At 47.6% G+C, this 15,700-nt stretch carries 18 protein-coding genes; 15 read left to right on the forward strand and 3 right to left on the reverse strand.

The annotated features are described in order from the left end of the window. Positions 1-47 precede the first annotated feature (47 nt). The 3 genes from EnteroDNA1_RS16535 to EnteroDNA1_RS16545 all read left to right on the forward strand — a co-directional run bounded on the left by EnteroDNA1_RS16535 (position 48) and on the right by EnteroDNA1_RS16545 (position 4,808). The gene (locus EnteroDNA1_RS16535; RefSeq protein WP_156779522.1) at positions 48-677 is read left to right on the forward strand and encodes a hypothetical protein; all 630 of its coding nucleotides are present in this window, start codon (positions 48-50) and stop codon (positions 675-677) included. Positions 678-784: 107 nt separating this feature from the next. Further along, the gene (locus tag EnteroDNA1_RS16540; protein ID WP_069303584.1) at positions 785-2,611 is read left to right on the forward strand and encodes a DUF262 domain-containing protein; all 1,827 of its coding nucleotides are present in this window, start codon (positions 785-787) and stop codon (positions 2,609-2,611) included. Further along, the gene (locus EnteroDNA1_RS16545; protein WP_069303585.1) at positions 2,598-4,808 is read left to right on the forward strand and encodes a DUF262 domain-containing protein; all 2,211 of its coding nucleotides are present in this window, start codon (positions 2,598-2,600) and stop codon (positions 4,806-4,808) included. The genes EnteroDNA1_RS16540 and EnteroDNA1_RS16545 overlap by 14 nt, the downstream gene beginning before the upstream one ends. 211 nt (positions 4,809-5,019) lie before the next feature. Here the strand turns inward: EnteroDNA1_RS16545 and EnteroDNA1_RS16550 are convergent, their stop codons facing one another. Then, a complete protein-coding gene (locus EnteroDNA1_RS16550) occupies positions 5,020-5,247 on the reverse strand; it encodes a helix-turn-helix transcriptional regulator (RefSeq protein ID WP_069303937.1) in 228 nt (75 codons plus the stop codon). A gap of 156 nt (positions 5,248-5,403) precedes the next feature. Continuing rightward, positions 5,404-5,973, reverse strand: a complete 570-nt coding sequence (locus EnteroDNA1_RS16555; protein WP_069303586.1) for an inovirus Gp2 family protein — start codon at positions 5,971-5,973, stop codon at positions 5,404-5,406. A 493-nt stretch (positions 5,974-6,466) separates the two neighbouring features. Here EnteroDNA1_RS16555 and EnteroDNA1_RS16560 point away from each other — a divergent pair, with 493 nt between their 5' ends. The 12 genes from EnteroDNA1_RS16560 to EnteroDNA1_RS16615 all read left to right on the forward strand — a co-directional run bounded on the left by EnteroDNA1_RS16560 (position 6,467) and on the right by EnteroDNA1_RS16615 (position 14,567). After that, on the forward strand, positions 6,467-7,453 hold the full coding sequence (locus EnteroDNA1_RS16560) for a hypothetical protein (protein ID WP_069303587.1): 987 nt from the start codon (positions 6,467-6,469) through the stop codon (positions 7,451-7,453). 210 nt (positions 7,454-7,663) lie between these two features. Next, positions 7,664-8,392 carry a DUF3944 domain-containing protein gene (locus tag EnteroDNA1_RS16565; protein WP_069303588.1) on the forward strand — a complete coding sequence of 243 codons (729 nt, stop codon included), beginning with the start codon at positions 7,664-7,666 and terminating at the stop codon, positions 8,390-8,392. A 59-nt stretch (positions 8,393-8,451) separates the two neighbouring features. Further along, positions 8,452-9,129 (forward strand): helix-turn-helix transcriptional regulator, encoded by a 678-nt coding sequence (locus tag EnteroDNA1_RS16570; RefSeq protein WP_069303589.1) that lies wholly within the window; start codon positions 8,452-8,454, stop codon positions 9,127-9,129. A gap of 54 nt (positions 9,130-9,183) precedes the next feature. Further along, positions 9,184-9,648, forward strand: coding sequence for a hypothetical protein (locus tag EnteroDNA1_RS16575; protein ID WP_069303590.1), 465 nt, complete (start codon positions 9,184-9,186; stop codon positions 9,646-9,648). An 86-nt stretch (positions 9,649-9,734) separates the two neighbouring features. Continuing rightward, a complete protein-coding gene (locus EnteroDNA1_RS16580) occupies positions 9,735-10,094 on the forward strand; it encodes a hypothetical protein (protein WP_069303591.1) in 360 nt (119 codons plus the stop codon). 81 nt (positions 10,095-10,175) lie between these two features. Beyond that, positions 10,176-10,388: a hypothetical protein gene (locus EnteroDNA1_RS16585; protein WP_049141565.1), complete on the forward strand. Its 213-nt coding sequence runs from the start codon at positions 10,176-10,178 to the stop codon at positions 10,386-10,388. A 98-nt stretch (positions 10,389-10,486) separates the two neighbouring features. Continuing rightward, positions 10,487-11,308: a DUF932 domain-containing protein gene (locus EnteroDNA1_RS16590; RefSeq protein ID WP_069303592.1), complete on the forward strand. Its 822-nt coding sequence runs from the start codon at positions 10,487-10,489 to the stop codon at positions 11,306-11,308. A 70-nt stretch (positions 11,309-11,378) separates the two neighbouring features. Next, on the forward strand, positions 11,379-11,849 hold the full coding sequence (gene radC / locus EnteroDNA1_RS16595; protein WP_069303593.1) for a RadC family protein: 471 nt from the start codon (positions 11,379-11,381) through the stop codon (positions 11,847-11,849). A 12-nt stretch (positions 11,850-11,861) separates the two neighbouring features. Further along, the gene (locus EnteroDNA1_RS16600; protein WP_069303594.1) at positions 11,862-12,185 is read left to right on the forward strand and encodes a type IV toxin-antitoxin system YeeU family antitoxin; all 324 of its coding nucleotides are present in this window, start codon (positions 11,862-11,864) and stop codon (positions 12,183-12,185) included. 33 nt (positions 12,186-12,218) lie between these two features. Next, positions 12,219-12,539, forward strand: coding sequence for a TA system toxin CbtA family protein (locus EnteroDNA1_RS16605; RefSeq protein WP_069303595.1), 321 nt, complete (start codon positions 12,219-12,221; stop codon positions 12,537-12,539). Between the two features lie 113 nt (positions 12,540-12,652). After that, positions 12,653-13,483, forward strand: a complete 831-nt coding sequence (locus EnteroDNA1_RS16610) for a DUF4942 domain-containing protein (protein ID WP_069303596.1) — start codon at positions 12,653-12,655, stop codon at positions 13,481-13,483. A 76-nt stretch (positions 13,484-13,559) separates the two neighbouring features. Next, positions 13,560-14,567, forward strand: a complete 1,008-nt coding sequence (locus tag EnteroDNA1_RS16615) for a restriction endonuclease (protein ID WP_017880110.1) — start codon at positions 13,560-13,562, stop codon at positions 14,565-14,567. Positions 14,568-14,747: 180 nt separating this feature from the next. On the opposite strand, the gene EnteroDNA1_RS16620 is transcribed toward EnteroDNA1_RS16615, so the two are convergent. After that, a complete protein-coding gene (locus EnteroDNA1_RS16620) occupies positions 14,748-15,617 on the reverse strand; it encodes a phosphorothioated DNA-binding restriction endonuclease (protein ID WP_069303597.1) in 870 nt (289 codons plus the stop codon). Between the last annotated feature and the right edge of the window lie 83 nt (positions 15,618-15,700).

Raw genomic sequence — 15,700 nt, forward strand, 5'->3', positions numbered from 1 at the left:
GTGCGATGCTTCTGCCCTGTAGCATCCATCGCTTGAGGGAGGAGAATTTGGAAAAAATTATATGTGCTCTGTGTAATACCGCAGTTGAGGTGACGGTGCTGTCCAGCCATTTGCTAACCAATCATGGCTGGAAGATGGTCCCTCATCTTGCTAAGCCGGTAGCAGAGGCACCACTTATTGCCCGTCAAAGCTGCAAATGTCCAGTATGTAACGTCTCTCTCAAAGACGCGAAAAGATTAGAAAAGCATATAAATAAAGCCCATTCAGAAAGGCCAAGCTCTTCTCCCATCAGTAGCAACCCTTCAAAGAAAAACAGTGTAACGACGATATCCTATCAGTGGGCAATAACTCAACCGCTCGATAAAAAATACTCCGCTGTAGTTGAGAAATTTGTTACTGAAAAAACGTTATCTGAAATTGAAAAAGAAATAGTGACCATCGTGAATGGTTATGATGCGGCGGATACTTCCAGACAGAGCTTGATGTCAGGGCGGCTCATTCTGCTTGCCCATGCCAAGAAAAGACTTGCTGCAAAGAGCAAATCGAGCAAAAACAAGAAAGTAGCGGCAAAGGGTAAAAAAACCAAAAATGCCAAGTCACGAGACATTATGGACCAATACATTGGCGGGCGCAGGATTGTTGTCTCCGGCGGTTTACCTTCCTTAGGGAAAAGATAATGTACCGCTGCGCACCATGTGCAAAAAGCGAAGCAGGCCAATTACTGTTATAACTGACTTAAACTACTTAACATGCGGCCGGAAAAATCAGGCATGCAGGGAGGCACATGACCACGAGCAATGAACTTCTCCTTAGGCCAATTAGCGACCTGATGAAACAGCGTTTTTTCATACCCTCATACCAGCGGGGCTACCGCTGGACGCAAAGGCAGGTAACAGATCTGCTGGATGACATCGCGGAATTTCAGAAAAACAGCGAGTCAAGTTCCCGCAAAGCCTTCTACTGTCTACAGCCTGTTGTTATTAAGCAGTGTGGCGAAGAATGGGAATTGGTTGATGGTCAGCAGCGCCTGACAACTATCTGCATTATCCTTCATTATCTGAAGGACATTGCCGCTATGCTTGGACATTCAGGGTACTCTCTGCGCTACGAAACCCGTCCTGAGAGTGCAAATTTCCTTAGCAATATCAATAGCGATCACGCAGATGATAATATTGATTTTTATCATATGAATCAGGCTCGGGAAGTAATAGATGCATGGTTCAGTTCACGACCGCCTGTCTATAAGTTCAGCTTTTTGCAGACTCTGCTGAATGATGATGAGGCTGGTAAAAATGTAAAAGTGATCTGGTATCAGCTAAGCGAGCAGGCAAACGTGACTGAGGTATTTTCCCGACTTAATCGTGGAAAAATCCCGCTAACCAACGCAGAGCTGGTTAAAGCACTGCTGCTTAATGCCGGGAACTTCAGCCATGCAACAGATCTCAACGTTCGCTTTCACCAACTCAGGATTGCGCAGGAGTGGGATGAAACAGAACGCCGTCTTCAGCAAGAGGACTTCTGGTATTTCATCAGTAATCATCCCCGTGAGAGCAACCGCATAGAGTTTATACTCGGACTGGTCGCAGATTCACTGAAGTCTGGTGTTTCCCGCCAGGATCCACACTACATATTCCTGTCGTTCGCTCATTACTTGGAAGAAACGCATCAGGATCCGGAGCGCATAGAGAAAGTGTGGCTGCGGATCAAACAGCGTTTTATGTTACTCGATGAGTGGTACCAAGGCCGCATGACTTATCATCTTGTCGGTTACCTCATTAGTAATAGTGAGAGCGTCATTCCTCAGCTTATCAGCGAATCTGAAAGCTGTGAGACTAAATCGAAATTCATTGCCGTACTGAAGCAAAGAATACTACGTATTGCCCTGCCAGGACTCGCGAGCCCGTTGAGCCAGGGACGGGGCGAGCGCAGCAGCCAGATTGACGCCACACTCTCTGCTCTGACGTATCCTGAGCGTTCGCTGCGTCCTGTGCTTTTGCTTTTTAATATTGCCATTTTGCTGGCTAACAAAAATTCATCTACCCGATTCCCATTCCGGCATTACAAGCTCGACGCCTGGGATATTGAGCACATTACTTCAGTCAGCTCACAAATGCCGGAAAATATCAGCGGACAGAAGGCCTGGACAGAAGTGATGCGTGAGCATTTTCGTCCTTACAATTTATCGGAAGAAGGAACCGATAAGGTAAGTTCGGCACAACAGGTACTGTTTGAGCGTGCAAAAGCTTTGCTTCTGGAAGAACCCTTTGACAGTGAAAAATTTGAAGTCTATTTCAGCGACATTCTGCATGAGTATAGTCAGATGCCTCTACTGGACAGGGATGACAGCATTGGAAACCTTACGCTATTGGATCAGTCAACTAACAGAAGCTATCGCAATGCCATCTTTCCGGTGAAGCGTAATCGCATTATTGAAGCGGACAAAGCGTCAACTTTTGTCCCTCCCGGTACAAGAAACGTATTTCTTAAATACTACAGCAGTAACGTCCACGAAATGACTTTCTGGAGTAGCCAGGATCAGGACAGCTACCGGCGCGCAATTACAGATGCCCTGACCGTATTTTTTGATGGAGCAATGTATGCAGCAAGGTAAAGTCATCACATTCGCCAGTTTATTCAGCGAAGTAAGCAACGTTGAGATCCCCATCATACAGCGTGACTATGCTCAGGGGCGCGAGGACGCATGGGAGATTCGCGATCAGTTTCTCCTGTCGCTCAGTCAGGCGTTAACAGCTCCTGTTGGCACACTACCGCTTGATCTCGATTTTATTTATGGAAACCTCAGCACTGAGGAGCGTCCCACCCTTTCGGTCCTTGATGGCCAGCAGCGCCTTACAACTCTCTTCTTGCTTCACTGGTATCTGGCGAACAAAGAGGGTAAATATGCTGATTTCATTGAGCGATTCACTCATTTGGGCAAATCCCGTTTCACATATCAGACCCGCACCGCCGCAACGGAGTTTTTCCATGCGCTGGTGCGAGCCGACAACAGTGGTCTACAGTTTGCAGAGAATGCCCCTGACCTTAGGGAACAGATAACGGACAGCCGCTGGTTTTATCACTCCTGGCTTCAGGACCCTACGGTTTCAGCCTGCTTGACGATGCTGAATGCGATTCAATCATGCTTCGATGACGCACCGAGTGGGCTTTATTTCAAACTGTGCAGTTCTGACTCGCAGCCTGTGGTATTCCAATATTTAAACCTGTCCTCATTTGGACTTTCTGACGATCTCTATATCAAAATGAATTCGCGGGGGAAAGCGCTTACCGATTTCGAAAACTTCAAAGCCTGGCTCTCAGGCAGAATGAGCCAGCAGCCTGGTGCCGTGATATTTGGAGAGAAAATCGATCAGGCCTGGACTGATATGTTCTGGAATCTGAGCAAAAAAAGGGCCGAAAGCTTTGATACCCTTTTTCTGCGCTTTTTTAAGCGGATGGCATTTCTTCTTGAATGCGGTCAGTCATCTGAACCTGCATATCTGCTGGCAAACCTAAATGCGACCTGGTTCAGCGCCCTGAGAAGCATCCGTGAAGGTTTTAGTTCCTCAGAATTCGAAGCGAAGGATACCTTCAACCCCAGTAACATCGAAATCATCTCATCCGTCCTAGATTTCCTTTGCTCCCAGCATGCAACCCGTGAACACCGCAGCTTGCTGATGGAGTTTCTAACGGGCTCTGACTTACTTGGAGCATGTCGTTTTTATGCACTCTGCGCATTTATTACTTATAAGAAATCGTCCAGCCACGCCTACTTCGCTGAGCAGCACGCTCAATGGAGTCGTGTCACCGATAACTTCCTGTACACCATGCGTATTGACAGCAATCAGGTTGCAGTGGGGGTTATTCGTTCTCTGGATGAACTGGCCCCATATGCTGGTAACATTTACAGCTATATGAGTACAGTTGACGTTCGACTGGGTTTTAACGAGCAGTGGGATGAGGAAGCCCTTAAAGCAACGCTGATTACTTTGGATAGTGAATGGGAGCCTGCCTTAATTCGGGCAGAATCTCACCCTCATCTTAAAGGTCGCGTAAGGGGGCTGCTCAAGGGGGCCAAAAATGCTGATAATAGCGGTTACGATCTTACCCGATTTATATCTCTGACAGAGAAAACCTATTGGGTGCTTAACGAACAGGTTCTGCATAACTACGAGCACTTACTTGAACGTGCGCTGCTGTCACTGGGAGATTATCTGATATGGCAGAAAGGACAACGGTACACCTTTTGCCTTCCTTTACATCAGTCTTGGCGTGAGCGTAATGAGAACTGGCTGAGGGTGACAGAGAAAAATGTGTTTATTGAGCTGCTGGATAAGCTGAATAAAAAAGAAAATATGTCAAATACACTCCGAGAAATTATTCAGGAATCAAACCCGGGTGGCTGGCGCGAACTGGTCGTGAAAGACCCTGAGACCATTCGCTACTGTTCGGAAAAGATTATCGACAAATTAGATAACCAGGTGTATCTGCTAAGTAAGACAAACCTTCGCGGCTATTTCCGGGAGCTGCACAGTTGGGTGCTCTCGAAAAGGTTGTTGGCCCTTCTTCGCAGAGAGGATGGAAACGCGCCTTTCACTGCCGTGACCTATCACTCAGTCTATGGTGATGAATGGCCATGTATAGAGCTTACGGTAAGTGAAGAGGAAACGTTCTTTATCGCACATGAGAACGGAGTCTGGTTTGACTGTCACAATGTGGATGAAGAAGGTGAGCCACTCCCCCTGCCGTCCTTCTTTAAATCACTGGTAGATACGCTGATGCATGACGCGGATACCGTCTCCAAAACCTGACACTGTAATGGTTAGTTGTGCAGGAAATGAGCAGCTCGGTTGAGGGTACATGTGCAGGATGAGCACAAAGCAGTCTTGCAGCTGTCGTCGTTCTGCTTCCATAGAAAGTAAATATTAGTTCTGGATAAGCGTCAATACACACCGTATTGACGCTTATGGTTACCTCTGTCTGGAAGGGATAGATAATCCCAGTTTCGTACTGTAGTACGTTTCATATTTTTTCTATCCGCCGCGAGTCAGCAATACGCTGTAGCATCCAGGTTTCCACTTCGCTTTTATACCAACGGGAACTCCGTCCCAGTTTGATGGGTTTCGGGAATTCGCCATCCTGAATAAGCTTGTAGAACCACTTATCTGTCATGCCGGTGTATGTGGTGATGAATGTCATATCGATAAGCGGGTCTTCAGCACTAAGAATGGGGTTGTTGATAGTAGCCATGGAATCTCTCCCTCTGAAAATTAATGATGGGAGGAGTCCGGCGTGGTTGAGTTCCATTGCACGCCAGTACTCCTTCAGAGGATAGGGATTGCCAGTAAAAAAATACCTGAGAGCCTTATCGGCCCCGATAGGCTGGGGTGAATCTTGACGGGAAAATCAGCGCTGACTGCATCCAAAATTACGTTCGCCATCACCGGTGACTTTGGTATGGTCTTTTGCAAGATATGAAGCCCGTACTAACGCCTCCTGTAGTTGCTCATTATTCCCGCGGTCAATCCAGTACACAGGGCTTTCCGGAAAGTGTGCCAGCGTTGCATACTCCGAAGTACCCACCCGTAAGGCGCTACACCACGCCTGTTTGATTAACCCTGCCAGTGAAGCCGGATCGTTATAGTTACCTGCGGAACACCAGACTTCGCGATTAAGCAACAACACCACGTGGTAGTGCTTTTTACCGTTGCGTTCTCCATATTCCCTTGCCCAGATATAACGCAGGTCGGTCATGCGTTTTCGGTTGCCCTCGCGGTGTTTACGAAGCAGGTATACTGCAATCTTTACTTTCAGAGAGTCTATAAATCGGGAAATAACAGCAGCATCTGTAGATGCAGGAGCATTGGGTAGTCGTAGATCAACCCTCAACATTAATACTCGCGGATAAGCCTTAAGGGCGTTCAGTAAGGTGTCGGTAATACGTTGTTGCCAGAAAGGATTAAAGGTGTTGTTCATTGTTGAAATCTCCAGTGGTTTGTTTTTCACATCAATGACTGGAGCTGTAAAAAAATACTCTTAAAAATAATGCTTCAGATAATTAAAACTGAGATTTGATGTTTCAACCTATCTTGATTAAATAATTTCTGATTACAGAAGGGTTATGAAGGTAACCCATAGCTTTAAGCGTAACAGAGAGAGGATGTGTCAGGTATATATTACCAATCCGACAGTTTGAGCTATGTAAAGTATGTGCATCCGGTGGGCCATGCACCATCAGCGTGCTCCTGGCTAGTCCTTCAGTCGCTCTGGAGTTAACGTTGTAGGGGAAGTTGCTTAACTATGTCACTAAAGTACCATTTGTCCCAGTATTTACAGGGGCTGTGCGCTATGAATGGAACGTTTTTTCCTTGTTTTTTCCTCTATGGAGCATCATTTTTAACACGAATAATCTTCATTAATACCTTGGTTTAAGTTATCCTAAAAGGAGGTTTGATAGAAGGAACTGGACATGAATGATGAGTGTATAAAAAGGATGAGAATTAAATCTGCGCAGGAATTGGCAGGGGATGATCCAATGCTGATAAGGGAATACCTTTCAACCTTTCCATTGCCCCTACTGAGGCGGATATTAATTTCGCTCGATATGACGGTAGCAAACTCAATTTTCCCTCAAATAGCCAATGATGACTCGAAATTAATAGGTTTTATTTGTTCTGGTGTTGCTTCTGATAAGATAAAATCTCCTTTTGATAAGGTAAATAAAATTGTAAAAGATGTAGAAAGTGACGCTTTCTCCGATGGTTGTATTGTATGGCTTAAAAATGATATCGAGGCATGCCACTATTTCTGGTGGAATCTGATGCAGCTCGGATGGAGAGATGTGTTTAAACTACTTAGAGCGGATAATATACATCGCTATAGTGATGTGGGGGATAACCCGCAAGCTCAATACGTTTCTGATACATTTTGTCTGCCCAGGGCAGTAGGCGGGCATAAAGAACGCTACAAATCAATTTTGATCTTATTAAGTTTGTTGCCATTCAAAAACACTGAAATAAATCTTCTGATTTCACATTTATCCTGTAACTACAAGAGAGCTAAAGAGATATGCAGGCGTGAGGTTAATATCACCTCTTTGATGAAAAGCAAAGAGTCGGTTTCTTTTTCAATTTTTTACTTAAAGAAAAAGAATAAGTTCCTGGCTGATTTAGAACCTCTCACGGAGAGTGATAATAAATACGTATTAATCACACAGCTTTATCTGCTTACAAGAGAAGACAATTTTAAAGAGTTAGTCACCTCGTTGACTAAAGCTTGGTCACAAAAGAAGGTACGTGAAAAAAGAAAAGAGACGGATAAAAAACAGACTGCCAAACTTCTTGGCTTGAGCAAAGAAAGCATCAGGATGCTTAAGGAATTATCAAAAAAACACAGTATGGGCCACTCAGAACTGATGGATCTGGCTATACAGTCTTTGTTCGAACAAATGCAGTAATTCATCATAAAATCAGACATATATTATCATAATGGATGACGGCAGCTCCCAACCTCAGTGGGTATGTTTTAGTCGTAGTTGTCACGGGACTATGACACTCAGTGTCGCATTCAACTCCATCCGCGTAAAAATTCACCATTTCATAAGACCTATCTGTGCAACAGCCCCCCTTACAGTGTGACCTCTCACCACATTGACTGAGGAAGAACAATGGCTGTCTACCGTAACGACCCCGATTTAAACCTGCTGGGCCAGTGCAGCAATGAAGAGCTGCAACTGTTGGTTTCTATTCTGATCACTGACCCTCGTGATGGCGACACCCGCTGGACAGAGAGCCTGACCAGTACCCCTGAATACCGTCTGTTGGCACCGGAACACCGGCGCTACTGGCAACTGATAGCGGCTGAATTTCAGCGTTACGGGGCCAATACGCTGGTAAGTTTGATTCGGCTGGGGCAGGGCGTGACCTACCGGGAAATCCTCGAGGATGTTTGCGATAAGCTTAATGTGAACTACAACCTGAAAAGCACCACCGAGACCATTGAGTTGTGCCTGTTGATGAAGGTGCTGGAGAAAAGCCTGGACCAGATGACACCGGAAGAACTGGCTACTTTTTCTCGCAATATGCAACTCGACCTGACCAACCCCACCCCTCAGCTCATTCTGATGGCAGTACAGGCAGCCATACGTACCTCCTCGCTGGCTGCACTGGAGCTTGCCACCGTGCTGTCCGCCAGCGTCATTACATCACTGGGGGGGATTGCCACCTGGGGCACTGTGGTGGTGGCATCCAGAGCGCTGTCCGTTATCGCCGGTCCCGTAGCCATTGCGCTCAGTTCGGCGTGGATGATTTCCGATATTGCGGGTCCGGCTTACCGGGTCACCATACCGGCCTGCATCATCGTAGCCTGGCTCCGGCAGCAACGTCTTTCCCGTTAATCCATTTTTCACTGCCAGCAGATGACTGGTACCAATATTTTCTGCTGGGAGTACACTCCATGCCTGAACAGGGACACCGCTATGATCGTTTGGCCAACCGTCTCGCCATCCTGGTCAGTCGCCTCTTTATGGGCGAATCACTCAGCGTCAGACAATTGGCTCAGGAGTTTGGCGTTTCTGAGCGCACCGTTCAGCGCGACTTGCGTGAGCGTCTGCGCTATCTCGACATCGAATATTCCCGTGGAAGCTTCCGGCTCCTGGACGCACGGGGTCCCTTTCGCACCAACAGCGACATTCTCCGCTTTGCCCGGATAACCAGCGTTGCACATTACTTTCCTACTCTGGATCCCAGGCTGCTGTCGGTGTTGCTCGACAGTGGTCAGGATTCTCCATGTATTATCTGGAATGACCCGCCACGTCAGGCACCTGCGTTGTTTGGTGGTTTCCAGGCTATCGTTCAGGCCATCATCCGTAATCGCCGTGTTCACTTTCTGCATCAAGGTCATCAGCAGTCTGCAGTGGCCCCTTACCGGCTTATCTGTCTGGACGGGGAGTGGTACTTGGTGGGCGTATCGAAAGATCGCATTCAGGTGTTCACCCTTTCAGCCATCACTGATGTGGTGATGACCCTCAGCTGTTTTGTGCGAAACAGCCATATCACTCGCATTTTTCAGGACCCGAGATTCATTCAGGCCCTGCCGCATTATCAATATATCAGCGGGCTCATCAGGGAATGAGCCCGTATTCCAGTCCGTCAGGACAATTTGCTTTACTTACAGAAGGATACATTCATGAAAAATTCATCACTCAGCGCGTTGGTGCTGGTCTGTGGCCTTGTTCCGGTCATGGCGCAGGCTTTTGGAAATAAGGAAACTTGGTCCAGTGGTTGGGGCCAAGGCGTATCAGAGTTTGTTATCAAGGGGAAAGGTCAGTCACAGTTATATCTATCCTGTGAGGATTATGGCTCACAGCCGGCTACGGTCATATTTACGGACGCTAACGGGCATGAAGTCAGTATGGATGAGGATAAAAACCTTCAGGTCAGCATTGACGGTGGAGAGGCCATTGATATCAGTGAGTCTGGCAGTCGTATCGGCAGCAATAACCTGGTGCTGGCCTGGACACAGTTGCGTAACGGCAAACAAGTCTCGGTATCCGGCGAAGGTGTTAATCCAGCTACCTTCACGCTAGCTGGGGCTGCGAAGGTGCTGCCAGAGTTTGGCACACACGGCTGTGTGGCAAAGGCCTCACTCTGATTTGTACCTGTTTTTACCTTCTGTTGCTGGTAATGAATGATGATATTCGTGTTCCGGCGATACGTTACTCTTAAAAGGAATACGCTGTGAAAATCAAACAATGGTTGATACCCGCACTGCTTTTATTGTCTGCTTCGGCGCTGGCCGAGCCAGCTTCTCCAATAAAAGTGGAGACCAGTGATTATGTTCATCCTGCCGGAACACGCTACGCCACTGTAGTGGTCACCTCGCTGGATGACAGTGTGAAAGTTGAAAACATTGACGTTAATCGGGGCAACTGCCGCATCGACAACAAAAAGTTTATGTCCTCCGTTAACAAGGAAACCATTCTGCCGATCACTCTGCGCTACGGGCAGTCCGTCAAAGTGAATTTTTATAATGAGTGCGTGGCTTCTGAAGTGGTAGTCACCACCGACAGAGGGGCGTGGCGCTACACCTATAACTGAGTAGTCTCTATGTTTCATCTCCCTCCATAAAAGATGTCACATCACCAACGGACTGCCGTCAGGCAGTCCGGAGCAAACCCTATGATTTTTCTGAAAATGCTGGTGACCGCTTTGGGTCAGGTTCTGACCTGGTACGGCGGTCAGCAAGCCCGACAATTTATTGAAATCCGCTTTCGTCAGGCCGGTCGCGATGACGACAGCATAGATGCAGCCAGAGAAGCAGCCACGCTGCTGGTGACCGCGCTGATAACTGCCCTGATGGCGCAGATATTACGGATCCTGGACAACTTCTGAGCCGCCTTCTGCTGCAACGATCACTGAACCTGCATATCGCCCCTGCCTCCTTACGGAGCAGGGGCTTTTGTTTTTATGCCCCAAAACCTAAGGAAATTATCATGAAATTAGCCAGCCGCTTTGGTGCGGTCAACCTGGTTCGCCGCGACCGTCCTCTAACCCATGATGAACTGGCGCATTACGTACCGAGTGTCTTTAGTGAAGAAAAGCATGAATCACGTAGTGACCGATACACCTACATCCCAACCATAACCATTCTCGATAACCTGCAGCGAGAAGGCTTCCAGCCGTTCTTCGCCTGCCAGACTCGTGTGCGGGATCAGAGCAAGCGTGAACACACTAAACATATGCTGCGCCTGCGCCGCGAAGGCCAAATCACTGGCAAGCAAGTGCCGGAAATTATTCTGCTTAATAGCCATGACGGTTCCAGCTCATACCAGATGCTGCCAGGGCTATTTAGATCGGTTTGCCAAAATGGGCTGATTTGCGGTGAGAGTTTTGGTGAAGTGCGTGTTCCCCATAAGGGTAACGTGGTGGAGAAAGTCATTGAAGGGGCTTACGAGGTACTGGGGATATTTGACCGGGTGGAGGAGAAGCGCAATGCAATGCAGTCGCTTTTGTTACCGCCGCCAGCACAACAGGCGATGGCGAAAGCAGCATTAACCTATCGCTTTGGTGAAGAGCATCAGCCGGTGACGGAATCGCAAATCCTATCCCCACGCCGCTGGCAGGATGAAAGTAACGACCTGTGGACCACTTATCAGCGCATTCAGGAAAACCTGATTAAAGGCGGTCTGTCTGTACGAACCACTAAAGGTAAACGCGCCCATACACGCGCTGTTAAGGGTATCGACGGTGATGTAAAGCTCAACCGTGCTCTGTGGGTGATGGCTGAGAATATGCTGCAGCTTGTTTCATGAACCTTTTTATTATCCCTTCCGCTAGGCCTTGCCAATAAACCGGCGAGGCTTTTTGTTTTAAGGAGCAAATATGTCTGTATTCAATTTATCCCCGATATTTCCTGCAAACGAGCAACGCATCATTCGTCGGGCGTTACGACTGCTGGAGAAATATCAGCGTCAACCGAGTGAGTCATTTACTTCCACCAGCTTCACTAAAACCTGGCTGCAATTACAGATGGCTCATCAGGAGCGTGAAGTTTTTATGGTGTTGTATCTCGACAATCAGCACTGCCTGCTGGGATGCGAAACACTGTTTACCGGCACACTCAGCCAAACCGAAGTTCATCCCCGCGAAGTGGTTAAATTGGCACTGAAGCACAATGCTGCTGCAGTCATTCTGGCTCATAACCATCCGTCAGGTACGACAGAAATCAGTCAGCAGGATAAACACATCACTCAGCTGATAGTGAAAGCGTTAGCACTGGTAGAAGTGCGAGTGTTGGATCATTTGGTTGTTGGGAATGAAGTGGTTTCTTTTGCTGAGCAGGGGTTGCTTTAAACGGAGGTTTTCATGCCATTCACACTATCCCATGGATGGGGGATACAAAGCGATATAACCCAACGATTTGGCGCAAGATTAGTTCAGGAAGGCAACCGGCTGCATTACCTGGCTGACAGGGCTAGTTTGACGGGAAGCTTTAGCCCAGAGCAGCTACAAAGCCTGGAAAATGCTTTCCCACTGTTTATAGAGCAGTTAGGAAATATGTTGCGTTCCGGTGAGCTAAATCCACAGCAGCAACGTCAGATGACCATTCAGCTTACAGGTCTAACTTGTATAGCTGATACTCTTAGTAGCTGGGGCTACGTTTACCTCACTGTTTATCCCGCCCAATAACGTCTTCTCTCTTCTTTTATCAGGACCCAAATTATGCACATTTCAACTGTACCGGCCACGGTGCCGGTTTCGTCACGCCTGTCGCCCGTACAGGTCTGGCAGCAACTGTTAACGTATCTGCTGGAACACCATTACGGCCTGACACTTAACGACACGCCATTTCAAGACGACGAGGCCATCCAAGAGCATATTGAAGCTGGTATTACACTTGCTGATGCAGTGAATTTCCTAGTGGAACGCTATGAACTGGTACGCACTGACCGTAAGGGATTCACTTGGCAAGATCAAACACCATTCCTGACCGCCACCGATATTCTCAGAGCCAGGCGAGCTACCGGATTAATAAATACTTGATTTCTTCGAGCCCCATTACTGATTTTTACATCTGAACTTCCCACCTTTTTTATTCATCGCATAATGCGCCTGCCGCTCCCGGCAGGCGTGTTTGCTTTTATGGACGATTAACGATGCAAACAGAACCAGAAGTGTTGACGGAACACAATGAGCTCATTCTTTCGACCAGTATCGAACGTGTAGTCACTGGACGCGATTCCGCACTAAAACAGATAGAACAACTCATTGAACAGCTTGATGCCATTTCACGGTTAACCTCAGAAATTGGCAGTGGTACAGCGCAAGACTGGGCGATGAAGCCAGGGCACCGCTACGATAGTTGGCTAACTGAGAAGGCAGATAAAGCGATGCCTGCCGTCACCCGCAATATCGACAGTAGTATCTGGCGCGATTTGATGCTGAAATCCGGCATGATGGCCTTAATGGATGCACAGGCTCGCGACCAGTGGCACAAGAGCCTGGAGGAAGGGGATCTTCCTACTATCAGTGAGGCGAACATTCTCAGTACTTTTGAACTGTTACATCTTAACAAAATGGAAGTCTTTGAGCGCGGGATTATTAACGTCTTCAAAGGCCTGTCTTGGGATTATAAAACCAATAGTCCCTGCAGCTTTGGTAAGAAGATCATCATCAATAATCTGGTGAGCCACAACCGCTGGGGATTTAGTCTGAACTGGGGTTGGCGGAGGGATCAATTAGCGGACCTGGAACGAATGCTGTTTTTGCTGGATGGTAAACCGATCCCTGACAACCGCGGAGATGTCACTAATTGTCTGATGGCGCATATTCGAGATAACTCGGATAAGGATGTTTATGAAGATGAGTTCTTCCTGATTCGCTACTTTCAGAAGGGCACTGCGCACTTGACTTTTAAGCGCCTGGATTTGGTCGAGAGGATGAACGATATTATCGCCAAACACTACCCAGGAATGTTAGCGAAGTAATTTTGGATAATTTTGACGCCTACGGCTAACAAGCTTATGATCCAGCATAATTTCTTTTCCTCATGAAGGGACGGGTATGGGCAACAGAATGTGGATGATTCGCGGTGACGGCGGCAAACTCTATGACGATTTTCGCGATAAGCAAATTGTAGGCATCGGTTGGTCTCAGCTGGCTCCATTAGTCAAACCCGGCCTGTCCCGAGCCCAGTTGCTCGCCTTATACCAGGAGGCAGATCCCTTAACAAAGCTGGGAACTGCGCGTTCTGGTGCATCGCAGGTCTGGCGTTTTGTGAATGAGATCCAAAAGGGTGATTGGGTTATTACCTATTCGCCAGCCAACCGTACTTATTTGCTAGGCAAAGTCACATCCGACTTCCAATATCATCCTGAATGGGTGGAAGAGGGGATGGGTATTGCTCGGCAGGTCAAGTGGAATACTCAAGAAATCGATCGCGATCGATTGTCTGTTGCTACCAAAAACACATTGGGCTCTACGCTGACGGTTTTCCAGCTTCCGGAATATGCATCAGAAGAGCTTTTACAGGATAAGAAACCCACTGTAGACGCTATTACTCATAATCCAACAGCGACAGATGAAGATGAGGTCGTTTCTGATCCGCTTCGCGATGTGGAGTCGTTGGCGCGTGAAGGTATTAAAGATCGAGTTAATGGGCTCGATCCGAAGGAGATGGAGTATCTGGTTGCAGGAGTTTTACGCAGCATGGGATATAAAACACAGGTGTCTCCTGTGGGTCCAGATCGTGGGAAGGATATCATCGCATCACCTGATGGATTTGGATTTGAGAATCCACGTATCGTCGTTGAGGTAAAACATCGCAGGGAGCAAATGGGGAGTCAGCAGATTCGCAGCTTTATCGGCGGTCGCCATAAAGACGATCGCGGGCTTTATGTCAGTACGGGGGGCTTTACGAAAGATGCTCGCTATGAAGCCGACCGTTCGACGATACCTCTGACGCTCTGGACGCTTGATGATCTCGTCCGTGCGCTTATTGAGAACTATGAGCAAGTCGATATCGAGACCAAACTTTTGGTGCCTCTGAAGAAAACTTTCCTTCCTGCCTGAATCTTGCTTTGATAGCCATATCGGTGTTCTTTTGGTATGGCTTTATACACACTTGTAATGTCTATTTTTTGTACGGATTTTAACTTGTGGGTACAAGTTCGGGTATAACTATTCATTCCTGTTTATAAACAATATTTATATCAGTCTATTAGGTGTGAAATTCGAGTCCGGCCTTCGCACTTATCCGCTAAAAACCTCCCTCCGATGCCATTCCACAAACCCTTCCCTTGGATAATTCCCTTTCACCATCGGCAAAGCAATCTGCCTCCCGGCAAAATCCCAAAAAAGCCTCCCAACAATCCCATTCCCATTCACCGCCTCAGACACCAGCACCCGCATACTCTCATCCAGCCCAATCGATCCTTTATCAAACGCCTTATGATGAATCGCACACAGCGCCAGTCCATTCGGGATTTCACACGGTCCACCAAACTGCTTCCACTTGATATGCGCGGCTTCAAGTCCAACAGAGGCGTTATCATGTCGCATGTTAAACCCGCAGATTGCACACTCATAGTTATAAGCCCGCAGCACCTGCTGGCGGAACAGCGGATCGCGAACCTTACGGATCTGCCGGATATCAAAACCCATCTCATCCGCGATCTCTTCCTGAATGCTTTCCGGAAAATGCCCTTCAAGGATCTGCTGCGCCAGCGAGCCGATCAGGTTTTTGTTCTTACTCAACAACGCAAAATGTTCTTTATCAAACCCGCCTGCGACGTTATGTTCCACAAGTTCTTTAACAGGCGGTTGCTTACTGCCAGTGGTTGAACAGAACTCAGTGTTCTTTAAATCCCAAAAACCATCCCCTTTGAGCCGCCAGAAGGGCATATTCGGATAATGCGCCTTCCGCTGCGGGCCAAAGCGTTCTAACAGGCTAAGCAACTGCTCGTGGACCTCGGTTCCGTAATCAAACAGGCGCGCATGTCCCTGCTGATAGTTCGCCAGCACGTAAAGAAGCAATAATGGCTTATGCGGTGCACGCTGCTCGCCTTTGCGCCAGATGGTGATGTCGGCAATTGCCTGTTCGAGAGTTTTGCTGGAAGCCATCGCATTACGAAAGAAGGTAAATAATTGCGATGATGCTCGCAAAACCCAGACCAATCAACCCGCAACTAACAAAAACATGACCT

It is taken from the genome of Enterobacter sp. HK169, from assembly GCF_001719105.1.
Lineage (GTDB): Bacteria > Pseudomonadota > Gammaproteobacteria > Enterobacterales > Enterobacteriaceae > Enterobacter > Enterobacter asburiae_B.

Bases quoted from the DNA above. Each gene is read 5' to 3' on its own strand.
- EnteroDNA1_RS16540 (WP_069303584.1), top strand. From the start codon at position 785: ATGACCACGAGCAATGAACTTCTCCTTAGGCCAATTAGCGACCTGATG.
- EnteroDNA1_RS16545 (WP_069303585.1), top strand. From the start codon at position 2,598: ATGCAGCAAGGTAAAGTCATCACATTCGCCAGTTTATTCAGCGAAGTA.
- EnteroDNA1_RS16550 (WP_069303937.1), bottom strand. From the start codon at position 5,247: ATGGCTACTATCAACAACCCCATTCTTAGTGCTGAAGACCCGCTTATC.
- EnteroDNA1_RS16555 (WP_069303586.1), bottom strand. From the start codon at position 5,973: ATGAACAACACCTTTAATCCTTTCTGGCAACAACGTATTACCGACACC.
- EnteroDNA1_RS16560 (WP_069303587.1), top strand. From the start codon at position 6,467: ATGAATGATGAGTGTATAAAAAGGATGAGAATTAAATCTGCGCAGGAA.
- EnteroDNA1_RS16565 (WP_069303588.1), top strand. From the start codon at position 7,664: ATGGCTGTCTACCGTAACGACCCCGATTTAAACCTGCTGGGCCAGTGC.
- EnteroDNA1_RS16570 (WP_069303589.1), top strand. From the start codon at position 8,452: ATGCCTGAACAGGGACACCGCTATGATCGTTTGGCCAACCGTCTCGCC.
- EnteroDNA1_RS16575 (WP_069303590.1), top strand. From the start codon at position 9,184: ATGAAAAATTCATCACTCAGCGCGTTGGTGCTGGTCTGTGGCCTTGTT.
- EnteroDNA1_RS16585 (WP_049141565.1), top strand. From the start codon at position 10,176: ATGATTTTTCTGAAAATGCTGGTGACCGCTTTGGGTCAGGTTCTGACC.
- radC (WP_069303593.1), top strand. From the start codon at position 11,379: ATGTCTGTATTCAATTTATCCCCGATATTTCCTGCAAACGAGCAACGC.
- EnteroDNA1_RS16600 (WP_069303594.1), top strand. From the start codon at position 11,862: ATGCCATTCACACTATCCCATGGATGGGGGATACAAAGCGATATAACC.
- EnteroDNA1_RS16605 (WP_069303595.1), top strand. From the start codon at position 12,219: ATGCACATTTCAACTGTACCGGCCACGGTGCCGGTTTCGTCACGCCTG.
- EnteroDNA1_RS16610 (WP_069303596.1), top strand. From the start codon at position 12,653: ATGCAAACAGAACCAGAAGTGTTGACGGAACACAATGAGCTCATTCTT.
- EnteroDNA1_RS16615 (WP_017880110.1), top strand. From the start codon at position 13,560: ATGGGCAACAGAATGTGGATGATTCGCGGTGACGGCGGCAAACTCTAT.
- EnteroDNA1_RS16620 (WP_069303597.1), bottom strand. From the start codon at position 15,617: ATGGCTTCCAGCAAAACTCTCGAACAGGCAATTGCCGACATCACCATC.